At 45.0% G+C, this 12,109-nt stretch carries 22 protein-coding genes; 18 read left to right on the top strand and 4 right to left on the bottom strand.

Going from position 1 to position 12,109, the window contains the following annotated elements; all coding sequences use genetic code 11:
• Window positions 1-35 precede the first annotated feature (35 nt).
• The 17 genes from rplN (at window position 36) to rplQ (ending at window position 8,578) form a co-directional block, all read left to right on the top strand.
• Complete coding sequence (gene rplN, locus MHN79_RS14200; RefSeq protein WP_004410450.1) at window positions 36-407, top strand: 50S ribosomal protein L14; 372 nt, start codon at window positions 36-38, stop codon at window positions 405-407.
• Window positions 408-420: 13 nt separating this feature from the next.
• Entirely contained in the window at window positions 421-738 is a 318-nt protein-coding gene (gene rplX, locus MHN79_RS14195) for a 50S ribosomal protein L24 (protein ID WP_114787357.1), read from the top strand.
• Between the two features lie 22 nt (window positions 739-760).
• Entirely contained in the window at window positions 761-1,300 is a 540-nt protein-coding gene (gene rplE, locus MHN79_RS14190; protein ID WP_114787356.1) for a 50S ribosomal protein L5, read from the top strand.
• Window positions 1,301-1,317: 17 nt separating this feature from the next.
• Window positions 1,318-1,623: a 30S ribosomal protein S14 gene (rpsN, locus tag MHN79_RS14185; RefSeq protein ID WP_114787355.1), complete on the top strand. Its 306-nt coding sequence runs from the start codon at window positions 1,318-1,320 to the stop codon at window positions 1,621-1,623.
• A gap of 29 nt (window positions 1,624-1,652) precedes the next feature.
• Window positions 1,653-2,045, top strand: coding sequence for a 30S ribosomal protein S8 (gene rpsH, locus MHN79_RS14180; protein ID WP_152431375.1), 393 nt, complete (start codon window positions 1,653-1,655; stop codon window positions 2,043-2,045).
• A gap of 12 nt (window positions 2,046-2,057) precedes the next feature.
• On the top strand, window positions 2,058-2,591 hold the full coding sequence (gene rplF, locus MHN79_RS14175) for a 50S ribosomal protein L6 (protein WP_160932167.1): 534 nt from the start codon (window positions 2,058-2,060) through the stop codon (window positions 2,589-2,591).
• Window positions 2,592-2,600: 9 nt separating this feature from the next.
• The gene (rplR, locus tag MHN79_RS14170) at window positions 2,601-2,954 is read left to right on the top strand and encodes a 50S ribosomal protein L18 (RefSeq protein WP_114787352.1); all 354 of its coding nucleotides are present in this window, start codon (window positions 2,601-2,603) and stop codon (window positions 2,952-2,954) included.
• A gap of 14 nt (window positions 2,955-2,968) precedes the next feature.
• Window positions 2,969-3,472: a 30S ribosomal protein S5 gene (gene rpsE, locus MHN79_RS14165; protein ID WP_114787351.1), complete on the top strand. Its 504-nt coding sequence runs from the start codon at window positions 2,969-2,971 to the stop codon at window positions 3,470-3,472.
• A 7-nt stretch (window positions 3,473-3,479) separates the two neighbouring features.
• Window positions 3,480-3,656, top strand: coding sequence for a 50S ribosomal protein L30 (gene rpmD, locus MHN79_RS14160; protein WP_114787350.1), 177 nt, complete (start codon window positions 3,480-3,482; stop codon window positions 3,654-3,656).
• A gap of 5 nt (window positions 3,657-3,661) precedes the next feature.
• Window positions 3,662-4,096, top strand: a complete 435-nt coding sequence (gene rplO / locus MHN79_RS14155; protein WP_239173419.1) for a 50S ribosomal protein L15 — start codon at window positions 3,662-3,664, stop codon at window positions 4,094-4,096.
• 20 nt (window positions 4,097-4,116) lie between these two features.
• Entirely contained in the window at window positions 4,117-5,451 is a 1,335-nt protein-coding gene (gene secY, locus MHN79_RS14150) for a preprotein translocase subunit SecY (protein ID WP_045974705.1), read from the top strand.
• Window positions 5,452-5,478: 27 nt separating this feature from the next.
• Complete coding sequence (rpmJ, locus tag MHN79_RS14145; RefSeq protein ID WP_000868186.1) at window positions 5,479-5,592, top strand: 50S ribosomal protein L36; 114 nt, start codon at window positions 5,479-5,481, stop codon at window positions 5,590-5,592.
• Window positions 5,593-5,741: 149 nt separating this feature from the next.
• Complete coding sequence (rpsM, locus tag MHN79_RS14140; RefSeq protein ID WP_114787349.1) at window positions 5,742-6,098, top strand: 30S ribosomal protein S13; 357 nt, start codon at window positions 5,742-5,744, stop codon at window positions 6,096-6,098.
• 18 nt (window positions 6,099-6,116) lie between these two features.
• The gene (gene rpsK / locus MHN79_RS14135) at window positions 6,117-6,506 is read left to right on the top strand and encodes a 30S ribosomal protein S11 (protein WP_001118870.1); all 390 of its coding nucleotides are present in this window, start codon (window positions 6,117-6,119) and stop codon (window positions 6,504-6,506) included.
• A gap of 27 nt (window positions 6,507-6,533) precedes the next feature.
• Window positions 6,534-7,154 (top strand): 30S ribosomal protein S4, encoded by a 621-nt coding sequence (rpsD, locus tag MHN79_RS14130; RefSeq protein WP_114787348.1) that lies wholly within the window; start codon window positions 6,534-6,536, stop codon window positions 7,152-7,154.
• 24 nt (window positions 7,155-7,178) lie between these two features.
• Entirely contained in the window at window positions 7,179-8,171 is a 993-nt protein-coding gene (gene rpoA / locus MHN79_RS14125; protein ID WP_114787347.1) for a DNA-directed RNA polymerase subunit alpha, read from the top strand.
• Between the two features lie 26 nt (window positions 8,172-8,197).
• Window positions 8,198-8,578 (top strand): 50S ribosomal protein L17, encoded by a 381-nt coding sequence (rplQ, locus tag MHN79_RS14120; RefSeq protein ID WP_005383141.1) that lies wholly within the window; start codon window positions 8,198-8,200, stop codon window positions 8,576-8,578.
• A gap of 114 nt (window positions 8,579-8,692) precedes the next feature.
• Here rplQ and MHN79_RS14115 read toward each other — a convergent pair whose 3' ends face one another.
• On the bottom strand, window positions 8,693-9,313 hold the full coding sequence (locus MHN79_RS14115; RefSeq protein ID WP_114787346.1) for an FKBP-type peptidyl-prolyl cis-trans isomerase: 621 nt from the start codon (window positions 9,311-9,313) through the stop codon (window positions 8,693-8,695).
• Window positions 9,314-9,548: 235 nt separating this feature from the next.
• Between MHN79_RS14115 and MHN79_RS14110 the strand changes: the two genes are divergently transcribed.
• On the top strand, window positions 9,549-10,124 hold the full coding sequence (locus tag MHN79_RS14110) for a LysM-like peptidoglycan-binding domain-containing protein (protein WP_239173418.1): 576 nt from the start codon (window positions 9,549-9,551) through the stop codon (window positions 10,122-10,124).
• A 22-nt stretch (window positions 10,125-10,146) separates the two neighbouring features.
• Here the strand turns inward: MHN79_RS14110 and MHN79_RS14105 are convergent, their stop codons facing one another.
• The 3 genes from MHN79_RS14105 to MHN79_RS14095 form a co-directional block, all read right to left on the bottom strand.
• A complete protein-coding gene (locus MHN79_RS14105; RefSeq protein ID WP_239173417.1) occupies window positions 10,147-11,010 on the bottom strand; it encodes a DMT family transporter in 864 nt (287 codons plus the stop codon).
• A gap of 2 nt (window positions 11,011-11,012) precedes the next feature.
• Window positions 11,013-11,465 carry a GNAT family N-acetyltransferase gene (locus MHN79_RS14100; RefSeq protein ID WP_239173416.1) on the bottom strand — a complete coding sequence of 151 codons (453 nt, stop codon included), beginning with the start codon at window positions 11,463-11,465 and terminating at the stop codon, window positions 11,013-11,015.
• Between the two features lie 61 nt (window positions 11,466-11,526).
• Window positions 11,527-12,105: a Crp/Fnr family transcriptional regulator gene (locus MHN79_RS14095; RefSeq protein ID WP_239173415.1), complete on the bottom strand. Its 579-nt coding sequence runs from the start codon at window positions 12,103-12,105 to the stop codon at window positions 11,527-11,529.
• Between the last annotated feature and the right edge of the window lie 4 nt (window positions 12,106-12,109).

The following is a 12,109-nucleotide window of genomic DNA, read 5'->3' as shown; positions in this document are numbered from 1 at the left end:
GGTCTAGTTTTTTTTATATTTAGCGGAGCACTAACATGATCCAAATGCAAAGTATGCTGGACGCAGCTGATAACTCAGGCGCACGCAGCGTAATGTGTATTAAGGTTCTGGGTGGCTCTCATCGCCGTTATGCACACATCGGTGACGTTATCAAAGTTACTGTTAAGGAAGCAATTCCTCGCGGTAAAGTTAAAAAAGGTGACGTTCTGAAGGCGGTGGTAGTTCGCACCCGTAAAGGCGTACGTCGTCCTGACGGTTCTGTCATTCGCTTCGACCGAAATGCTTGCGTATTGTTAAACGATAACACTGAGCAACCAATCGGTACACGTATCTTTGGTCCTGTGACACGCGAACTTCGTGGCGATAAGTTCATGAAGATCGTTTCACTGGCTCCAGAAGTTCTGTAAGGAGCACGTAGAAATGGCAGCTAAAATCCGTCGTAATGACGAAGTAATCGTTCTTGCTGGTAAAGATAAAGGCAAGAAAGGTAAAGTAACTAAGGTTCTAGCAACTGGTAAAGTTTTCGTTGAAGGCATTAACCTTGTTAAGAAGCATCAAAAACCTGTACCTGCAATGAATATCCAAGGTGGTATTGTTGAGCAGGAAGCGGCTATCGATGTATCTAACGTGGCTATTTTCAACGCAGCTACTGGTAAAGCTGACCGTATCGGTTTCCGTTTTGAAGACGGCAAGAAAGTTCGTTTCTTCAAGTCTAACGGCGAAACCGTTTCTAACTAATAGAGTAATTTGGAGTTCTACTATGGCGAAACTGCATGATTACTACAAGTCGTCTGTAGTCGCTGAACTGACCAAACAGTTTAGCTACACAAGCGTCATGCAAGTCCCTAGAATCGAGAAAATCACCCTAAACATGGGTGTTGGTGAAGCAATCAACGATAAGAAACTGCTAGAAAATGCAGCGTCTGATATGGCAACGATCTCTGGTCAGAAGCCACTTATCACAAAAGCGCGCAAATCTGTTGCAGGTTTCAAAATTCGCGAAGGCTACCCTATCGGTTGTAAAGTAACCTTGCGTGGCGAACGTATGTGGGATTTTCTTGAGCGTCTTATTTCGATCGCTCTTCCACGTGTACGTGACTTCCGTGGCGTTAGCGCTAAGTCTTTTGACGGACGCGGTAACTACAGCATGGGCGTTCGCGAGCAAATCATCTTCCCGGAAATCGACTTTGATAAAGTTGATCGAGTACGCGGTTTAGACATCACTATTACGACGTCTGCTGGTACTGATGAGGAAGGCCGTGCTCTGCTGGCTGCCTTTAACTTCCCATTCCGTAAGTAAGGTGAAGGGTTACTGTTATGGCTAAAAATTCAATGAAAGCACGTGAAGTAAAACGTGCGAAGCTAGTAGCTAAGTACGCTGAGAAGCGTGCAGCGCTTAAAGCTATCATCAGCGATGTAAACGCATCTGAAGAAGATCGTTGGAACGCAGTTCTTAAATTGCAAACTCTTCCACGTGATTCAAGTGCATCACGTCAGCGCAACCGTTGTAACCAAACTGGTCGTCCACACGGTTACCTACGTAAGTTCGGTCTAAGCCGTATCAAAGTTCGTGAAGCTTGCATGAAAGGCGAGATTCCTGGACTTCGTAAGGCTAGCTGGTAATTGCCACTTAATCATTTGGAGTAAATCATATGAGCATGCAAGATCCGATTTCGGATATGCTGACCCGCGTTCGTAACGGTCAGGCAGCAAACAAAGTTGCTGTTAAAATGCCTTCTTCAAAGCTTAAAGTTGCAATTGCTGCACTACTAAAAGCTGAAGGTTACATCACTGATTTCGCTGTTGAAGGCGAAGTAAAACCTGAGCTAGAAGTTACTCTTAAGTACTTCCAAGCTAAACCAGTAATCGAGCAACTTAAGCGTGTTTCTCGTCCAGGTCTACGTGTTTACAAGAAGAAAGATGATCTTCCTTCTGTAATGGGCGGTCTTGGTGTTGCTATCGTTTCAACTTCCAAGGGTCTGATGTCAGACCGTGCTGCACGTAAAGCAGGTCTTGGCGGTGAAATCATCTGCTACGTAGCGTAATAGGAGTAGAATATGTCTCGTGTTGCTAAGGCACCTGTCGCTATTCCAGCTGGCGTAGAGGTGAAACTAAACGGCCAAGAAATCACTGTAAAAAGTGCAAAGGGCGAACTATCACGCGTTCTTAACGATGCAGTTGTAGTTGCTCAGGAAGAAAACAACCTAACTTTCGGTCCTAAAGAAGGTGTTGTTAATGCATGGGCTCAAGCAGGTACTGCTCGCGCTCTAGTAAACAACATGGTTGTTGGTGTTACTGAAGGCTTTACTAAGAAGCTAACTCTTAAAGGTGTTGGTTACCGTGCTGCTATTAAAGGCAAAGCTGTATCTCTAACACTAGGCTTCTCACACCCTGTTGAGCACGAGTTGCCAGAGGGTATTAAAGCTGAATGTCCTAGCCAAACTGAAATTGTTATCTCTGGTTGCGATAAGCAGCTAGTAGGTCAAGTTGCGGCTGACATTCGTTCTTACCGTGAACCTGAGCCTTATAAAGGTAAAGGTGTTCGTTACGCAGATGAAAATGTGCGTACTAAAGAAGCTAAGAAGAAGTAAGGTAACACTATGGATAAGAAAGCATCTCGCATCCGTCGTGCTACACGCGCACGTCGTAAGATTGCAGAACTGGGTGCAACTCGCCTAGTAGTACACCGTACTCCTCGTCACGTGTACGCTCAGGTTATCGCATCAAACGGCTCTGAGGTTATCGCAGCAGCTTCTACTGTAGAAAAAGCGATCCGTGAGCAAGTAAAGAACACTGGTAACATCGATGCAGCTAAAGCAGTAGGTAAAGCTGTTGCTGAGCGCGCGCTAGAAAAAGGCGTAGCGTCAGTTGCATTTGATCGTTCTGGTTTCCAATACCACGGTCGAGTAGCGGCGCTAGCAGAATCTGCTCGCGAAGCTGGTCTGAAATTCTAAGGTAGGGTTGGAAGATGGCTAAAGAACAACAAGTTCAAGCGAATGATTTGCAAGAAAAGCTAATCGCAGTTAACCGTGTATCAAAAACGGTTAAAGGTGGTCGAATCATGAGCTTTACTGCACTAACTGTAGTTGGTGACGGTAACGGTCGCGTAGGTTTCGGTTACGGCAAAGCTCGTGAAGTACCTGCAGCGATTCAAAAAGCAATGGAAAAAGCGCGTCGTAATATGACTACTATCGCGCTTAACGAAGGCACTCTTTTCCACCCGGTAAAAGGTCGCCACTCGGGCTCTAAAGTTTACATGCAGCCAGCTGCAGAAGGTACAGGTGTAATCGCAGGTGGTGCGATGCGTGCAGTACTAGAAGTAGCAGGTGTACATAACGTACTATCTAAAGCATACGGTTCTACGAACCCTATCAACATCGTTCGTGCTACGATCGATGCACTAGATAGCATGAAGTCGCCAGAAATGGTTGCTGCTAAACGTGGTCTAACTGTTGAATCTATTTCGGAGTAAGAACACCATGGCAACTATTAAAGTTACTCAAACTAAAAGCTCAATCGGTCGTCTACCTAAGCACAAATTGTGCTTAAAGGGTCTAGGCCTTCGTAAAATCAACCATACTGTAGAACTTGAAGATACTCCGTGTGTACGCGGAATGATCAACAAGGTTTTCTACATGGTTAAAGTTGAGGAGTAATCAGAATGCGTTTGAATACTCTATCACCGGCTGCGGGTTCTAAGCCTTCTGCGAAGCGCGTAGGTCGTGGTATCGGTTCTGGCCTTGGTAAAACCGGTGGCCGTGGCCACAAAGGTCAAAAGTCACGTTCTGGCGGCAGTGTTCGTCCAGGCTTCGAAGGCGGTCAAATGCCTTTGAAACAGCGTCTACCTAAGTTCGGCTTCACTTCTCGTAAGAGTCTAGTGTCTGCTGAAGTTCGTCTAGCTGAGCTAGCGAAAGTAACAGGTGACGTCGTTGACCTAAACAGCCTTAAAGCTGCTAACGTCATCACTAAGAACATCGAATTTGTTAAAGTTGTTCTTTCTGGTGAACTTAACAAAGCAGTGACTGTTAAAGGTCTACGTGTGACTAAAGGCGCTAAAGCTGCTATCGAAGCTGCTGGCGGTAAAATCGAGGAATAATCTCGAGGAACGAGGTACAGATGGCTAAGAAACCAGGACAAGATTTTCGTAGTGCTCAGAGCGGCTTAAGTGAACTAAAGTCGCGCTTGTTATTCGTAATTGGTGCACTTTTAGTATTCCGAGCCGGCTCTTTTGTGCCGATTCCTGGTATTGACGCTGCTGTACTTGCCGATTTGTTCGAACAGCAAAAAGGTACCATCGTTGAAATGTTTAACATGTTCTCCGGTGGTGCTCTTGAGCGTGCATCTATATTAGCGTTGGGCATCATGCCGTATATTTCGGCATCGATTGTTGTCCAACTGCTAACCGTAGTTCACCCTGCGTTAGCTGAACTCAAGAAAGAGGGTGAAGCAGGCCGTCGTAAGATAAGCCAATATACGCGCTACGGCACGCTTGTACTTGCAACATTCCAAGCTATTGGTATTGCAACAGGCTTACCAAACATGGTCGATAATCTGGTTGTTATCAACCAAACCATGTTTACGCTAATTGCTACCGTAAGTTTAGTAACTGGTACCATGTTCCTGATGTGGTTAGGTGAACAAATTACAGAGCGTGGAATTGGTAACGGTATATCGTTACTTATTTTTGCAGGTATTGTTGCTGGATTGCCTTCTGCAATCGGTCAAACAATCGAGCAAGCGCGTCAAGGTGAATTGCATGTACTTCTTCTGCTGTTGATTGTTGTACTTGCTTTTGCAGTGATCTACTTCGTTGTTTTCATGGAGCGTGGTCAACGTCGAATCGTCGTTAACTATGCGAAACGTCAACAAGGTCGTAAGGTCTTTGCTGCACAAAGCACACACTTGCCACTTAAAATTAATATGGCAGGTGTTATTCCAGCAATCTTTGCATCTAGTATTATACTGTTTCCAGGAACACTGGCGCAGTGGTTTGGTCAAAATGGTGAGAGCAGCACGCTTGGTTGGTTAACTGACGTGTCTTTGGCTCTTAGCCCAGGTCAGCCTTTATACGTAATGCTATATGCAGCAGCGATTATTTTCTTCTGTTTCTTCTATACGGCGTTGGTATTCAACCCTAGAGAAACAGCAGATAACCTGAAGAAGTCTGGTGCATTCGTACCCGGCATCCGCCCAGGTGAGCAGACAGCTAAATATATAGATAAAGTGATGACGCGTTTAACCCTAGCGGGTGCGTTATACATTACCTTTATCTGTCTGATTCCAGAGTTCATGATGGTCGCGTGGAACGTACGTTTCTACTTCGGCGGAACATCACTACTGATTGTAGTAGTGGTTATTATGGACTTTATGGCACAGGTACAGACTCATCTGATGTCTCAACAGTATGATTCTGTGTTGAAAAAGGCAAACCTGAAAGGCTACGGCCGATAAATCGGGTTTTAATTGCGGAGTTTAGCAATGAAAGTTCGTGCTTCCGTTAAAAAAATCTGCCGTAACTGTAAAGTTATCAAGCGTAACGGTGTCGTTCGCGTGATTTGCAGTGAGCCAAAGCACAAACAGCGCCAAGGCTAATAAGCAGAAATTTTTACTTGAAATATAAGGTAGCGTTGAGTATATTGCTCGGCCTACCTTTTGCGTGCAAAAGAAGTAGTACCCCGCAGCGTATCCATAACGGGCTTTGCTGCGGCTAATTCTTTTATAGAAACACTTAGGAGTGAATAATGGCCCGTATAGCAGGCATTAACATTCCTGATCAAAAGCATGCTGTAATCGCACTAACAGCGATCTACGGCATCGGTAAGACTCGTTCTCAAGCTATTCTAGCTGAGGTGGGTATTGCTGAGCATGTTAAGATCAGTGAACTAACTGAAGAGCAGATCGATCAACTGCGTGATGGTGTAGCTAAGTACACTGTAGAAGGTGATCTACGTCGTGAAGTATCCATGAACATCAAGCGTCTAATGGACCTTGGCTGTTACCGTGGTCTTCGTCATCGTCGCAGTCTACCACTACGTGGACAGCGTACTAAAACCAACGCTCGCACCCGTAAGGGTCCGCGTAAGCCGATCAAGAAATAATCGGGAAGGTAGAGTACAATGGCTAAACAACCAACTCGCGCTCGTAAGCGCGTACGCAAGCAAGTTGCAGATGGCGTTGCGCACATCCATGCGTCTTTCAACAACACAATCGTAACTATTACTGACCGTCAAGGTAATGCTCTAGCATGGGCTACTGCAGGTGGTTCAGGTTTCCGTGGTTCTCGTAAATCTACTCCGTTCGCGGCACAGGTAGCTGCTGAGCGTTGTGCTGAAATGGCGAAAGAATACGGACTAAAGAACTTGGAAGTTATGGTTAAGGGTCCAGGTCCAGGTCGTGAATCTACTGTTCGCGCACTGAACGCTGCTGGTTTCCGCATCACAAATATCGTTGATGCTACACCAATCCCTCATAACGGTTGTCGTCCACCTAAGAAACGTCGTGTATAACGTTTTTTAGATTACTGGAGAAAGATCATGGCAAGATATTTGGGTCCTAAGCTGAAGCTTAGCCGTCGTGAAGGCACTGACTTATTCCTTAAGTCTGGTGTTCGCGCGATCGATACCAAGTGTAAAATTGATAACGCACCAGGTGTACACGGCGCTCGTCGCGGTCGTCTATCTGAGTATGGCGTTCAGCTTCGTGAGAAGCAAAAAGTACGTCGTATGTACGGCGTTCTAGAAAAACAATTCCGTAACTACTACAAAGAAGCAGCGCGCCTTAAAGGCAACACTGGTGAAAACCTACTTCAGCTTCTTGAAGGTCGTCTTGATAACGTAGTTTACCGCATGGGCTTTGGCGCAACTCGCGCAGAAGCACGTCAGCTAGTTAGCCACAAAGCTATCCTAGTTAACGGTAAAGTTGTAAACGTTCCTTCTTTCAAAGTTGCGGCTAATGACGTTGTTACTATCCGTGAGAAAGCAAAACAGCAGTCTCGCATCAAAGCAGCTCTAGAAGTTGCTGAACAACGCGAAAAACCAACTTGGATTGAAGTAGATGGTGGTAAGATGGAAGGTACGTTTAAGCGTCTGCCTGAACGTTCAGATCTATCTGCTGACATCAACGAACAACTGATCGTCGAGCTTTACTCTAAGTAAGGTTTAAACTAAAGAGAGGACACAATGCAGGGTTCTGTAACAGAATTTCTTAAGCCACGTCTTGTTGACATCGAACAAGTTAGCACGACACACGCAAAAGTAACTCTTGAGCCATTGGAGCGTGGCTTTGGTCACACTCTAGGTAATGCACTTCGCCGTATTCTTCTATCTTCTATGCCAGGTTGTGCTGTGACAGAAGTAGAGATTGAAGGCGTTCTACACGAATACAGCACTAAAGAAGGTGTTCAGGAAGATATTCTTGAAATTCTTCTAAACCTAAAAGGTTTGGCTGTGCGCGTTGCCGAAGGCAAAGATGAAGTGTTTATTACGCTGAACAAATCAGGCTCGGGCCCTGTGGTTGCAGGTGACATCACCCATGATGGTGATGTAGAGATCACTAACCCAGAACACGTTATCTGTCATTTGACAGATGCTAATGCTGAGATCGCAATGCGTATCAAGGTAGAACGTGGTCGTGGTTACGTTCCAGCTTCAGCTCGTATCCATACTGAAGAAGATGAGCGTCCAATTGGTCGCCTACTGGTTGACGCTACGTACAGCCCAGTAGACAAAATTGCTTATTCTGTAGAAGCAGCTCGTGTAGAGCAGCGTACAGACTTAGACAAGCTTGTCATCGATATGGAAACGAACGGTACTCTAGACCCAGAGGAAGCAATCCGTCGTGCAGCTACTATTCTAGCTGAGCAATTGGATGCCTTCGTAGATCTACGCGATGTACGAGTTCCTGAGGAGAAAGAAGAGAAGCCAGAATTCGATCCGATCCTACTGCGTCCTGTAGACGATCTTGAACTAACAGTTCGCTCTGCTAACTGTCTGAAAGCAGAAGCGATTCACTACATCGGTGATCTTGTACAGCGCACTGAGGTTGAGCTACTTAAAACGCCTAACCTTGGTAAAAAATCTCTTACAGAGATCAAAGACGTACTTGCATCACGTGGTCTGTCTCTAGGTATGCGCCTAGAAAACTGGCCACCAGCGTCTATCGCTGAAGATTAATCGATACTAGTTAGAAGGATTAGGTCATGCGCCATCGTAAGAGTGGTCGTCAACTCAACCGCAACAGCTCACATCGCAAAGCGATGTTCAGCAACATGGCTAGCTCTCTAGTACGTCATGAAGTTATCAAGACTACTTTGCCAAAAGCAAAAGAGCTACGTCGCGTCGTTGAGCCTTTGATTACACTAGCTAAGACTGACAGCGTTGCTAACCGTCGTCTAGCATTTGCACGTACTCGTGACAACGAAGTAGTTGCAAAACTATTTAACGAACTAGGTCCACGTTTTGCTGCTCGTCAGGGCGGTTACACTCGTATCCTAAAAGCTGGTTTCCGTGCTGGTGACAAAGCTCCAATGGCTTACATTGAGCTTGTAGATCGCCCAGCTGCTGAAGAAGCTGCTGAGTAATCAGTTCGTAGTAACGAAAAAGCCGAGCAAATGCTCGGTTTTTTTGTATCTGGAATAATTTAAGTATAAAGAAGGCGGCTGTATAGCCGCCTTCTTTATTGAGTCATATGGCTATTACAGAATATCCAGTAGCTCAACTTCAAATACTAGTGCTGCAAATGGAGGGATAGATGCACCAGCACCACGCTCACCATAAGCAAGATCTTGAGGGATGTAGAGTTTCCACTTTGAGCCAACCGGCATTAGTTGAAGAGCTTCAACCCAGCCTTTGATTACGCCAGTTACTGGGAACTCAGCTGGTTGACCGCGAGAAACAGAGCTGTCAAATACAGTACCGTCAGTCAATTCACCATGATAGTGAACACGAACTTGCTTGTCTGAAGTAGGGATTTCACCAGTACCTTCAGTTAGGATTTCGTATTGTAGACCTGACTCAAGCACAGTGATTTCTGGGCGAAGTGCATTGTCTTTTAGGAAAGCTTCACCATCGGCAGCAGCAGCTTTAGCAGCTTCTTGGCGAGCAGACTCAGCGCGCTGATGCATGTCTTGAAGTGCAGAGTTAATGTCGTCAATTTCAATTGCTGGCATATCACCAACCAGTGCAGTAGCGATACCTGCTGCGATAGCGTCAACGCTAAGACCTTCCAGACCAGAGCCTGCGAGTTGCTGGCCCATTTGCAGACCAATACCGTAACTGGCTTTTTGCTCTACTGTTTCAAATTTAACTTCAGACATGATGTCTCTCTATGTTTAGTGTATTTAAGGCGCACAGGATACCAGTAATGAGAGCTGGATGAAATGGTGCTAGAGTTTGAGGACAATAATGCACTTAATGTGGGAGTTAAGTCTGATTTTTTTGCCTCAAATAGCAATTTTGACCTCTACATTACCTAACAGATTCAAAATCCCTATACTAGAGTGCGCTTCGTTTTTATACTTATAGACGTGGACCTTAGGGAGAACCCGCTTAATGAACCGTAGAAAAAAAAAGCCTAAACAGGTCGATTATATAGAGCTAACTCAACAAAAGATCGCGAAAATTGATTGGAAAGCTATGGTTCGCTATATCAAAGATCTGTGGTGGGTACTGCCAAAACTTCATCGACAAGTATTAATTATACTCGTACCACTTTTTCTTCTATTACTTTTGCTCCCAGCGCCACAAGCTATCCCAGATTCAGAGCAAAATAGTGCTCCCTCTGAGTCAAAGCAGCGTGTTTCGGTTAACATTAATACTACAGGGTTGAGCCAGCAGCGTTCTGACGAACAGCAAAGCTTAAAGTCTGAGGTATGGCAAGAATATACCGTAGAAAAGGGCGACACTCTTGCTCAAGTGTTTCGCAATAATGATTTGGCCATGTCTGATCTTAATGCTCTCGTTAGAGTTGAAGGCAGTGATAGACCTCTAAGCCGGATAAAGGCAGGGCAGTTAGTGCGCTTTAAGCTCGCTGAAGATGGTAAACTCGATATTCTTCAACTGGAAAAAAGCTCAAAATCTGTCATGTTCTTTCGCTTATCGGATGGTGCCTTTGGTCGCAGCAAGTAAGATAGTTTTGCTTGTGTGTCGATCATTGCTGCCTTGAGCTAAGCCGGAAGCTACGCTTTATTGGCAGTAAAGGGACTATGATACAGAGGATCCCTATCGCAGTCAGCCAATCAGGGATTTCGTTAAACCACCATACTCCGAATAAAGTGACAAACACTAAACCAGAATATTCTGCGACGCCAATCTCGCCCGCAGGCGCTTTTCGGTAGGCTAAAACCGCGAGGCCGTTGTATAGCAATATAAAAACAGCACTAGCCGCAATAAGGCTGAGCTGAACAAAGCTGATTGGCTGCCAATAGGCCAAGGCTAGCACAGCGGATAAAGGCACTGAGAGTACCGAGGTCCAGAATAGCGTGCTTATCATGGTCTGTTTCTGTGGTAGTTTACGGGCTGAAACATTAAATAACGCCAGTGTTGTTGCCGTGGAAAGGGCAAAGATAGCTGCCCAGTGAAACTGAGAAGGTCTGAGGACGATCAGAACCCCGATAAAGCCGAGTATCGTTGCTAATATTTTGCTTCTAGGCGGCGTTTCTTTCAACATCAAGACCGATATTGGCAACATAAGCAATGGGGCGGCGTAAAATACTGCATTAGCACTGGCTAATGTCAGATGTGTGATAGCAACCACCATACAGCCACTGCCAATAATGACTAAATGGGCACGAAATAAGTTTAACCATGGCGCGTGAAGTTGTCGGGATTCCACACACTCCTTTCTCCAAAATGGATATATTACAATCACAGATAGTAGCTGCCGGATAAAAATATATTGGTTTGGATGGATACTGCCATCAAGTAATTTCACCATTACATCTGACAGCGATGCACTTAGGTTACCTGCGATTAACAGCCATAAAGCTAGAGTGTGTAAAGAAAGTTTGCTCACGGTTAACGGCTGAATTTCATGTCAATATGAGCAATATCATCCTCAAGGTATGGTGATGAGGTAGGTAAAAACCCGTGGCGGCGGTAAAAGCTTTCTAAATGTGCCTGAGCGCCTATTTCAATATCCTCTGTCGGCCAAAGTTTTTTACATTCTATCAGTGCTTGCTCTACTAGTTTATGACCCAGTCCATTACCTCGATGAGAGTTTGCAGTCGCTACTCTGCCAATGCTCACATTAGGATAGCTAATATTCTTAGGCAGTAATCGTGAATAGGCAATCAGCTCATCATTTTTATAACCCAGTAGATGATGAACACCGTAAATGCAGTCTTTTCCATCTAGTTCAGGATAAGGGCAAGCCTGCTCAACAATGAACACATCTACTCTTAATTTCAGCACTTGATACAACTGGTGAGTGGTTAATTGTTCGAAAGTGAGGAGCTGCCATGTGATCATAATCTGCCTTATTGAATAAGTGTTTAGATACGGAGCTTAAAGGAATCGATTACCTACCGCATTAACCATTGTTAATTTTCTGACGTTTCTTGATACGACTTAAGCTAATTGGGGTAATCCCCAGATACGCTGCAATATGGTAGTCAGTCAGCCTTTGGCATAGATGAGGATAATGTTGGCAAAACAACTCATAGCGTTCTTCAGGTGTATAGAGCAACATAAAGCGTTCTTTGCTCTCCTTGTACATAAGCTGAGTTTCCAACAGCTTTATATAAATCGGATGTTTCTTATCCCGCCAGTTGCGAAGGGTGGTGATAGGTAGAGAAAATAGAACGCAGGCGGTCAGGGACTCAAGTAGGTAAGGTGAGGCTTGTTGCTTGACTAAGCTTTCAAAGCCAATGATCCAATCGTCTTCCCAGTAAAACTCTTTGCTGAACTCTTTTCCTTTATCTGTTAAGTATGCGGAGTGGCAAACGCCTTCAATCAGGAAAAAAATCTCTTCAGCGACTTGGCCTTGATTGAGTAATATATGTCGTGTGGGTAGCTCTACCAGCCGAGCGCAGTCGACGAGCTGGTTTATGTTTTGCTGGTTGAACCCCGCATTTGCAAGTTGTTGTTTAAAATGTGTGATTGGATCCATATCG

The organism is Vibrio sp. Of14-4, from assembly GCF_022347625.1.
Classification (GTDB): Bacteria; Pseudomonadota; Gammaproteobacteria; order Enterobacterales; family Vibrionaceae; genus Vibrio; species Vibrio pristinus.
The sequence above is the reverse complement of the archived record's forward strand: the minus strand, read 5'-3'. Positions and strand labels throughout refer to the sequence as shown.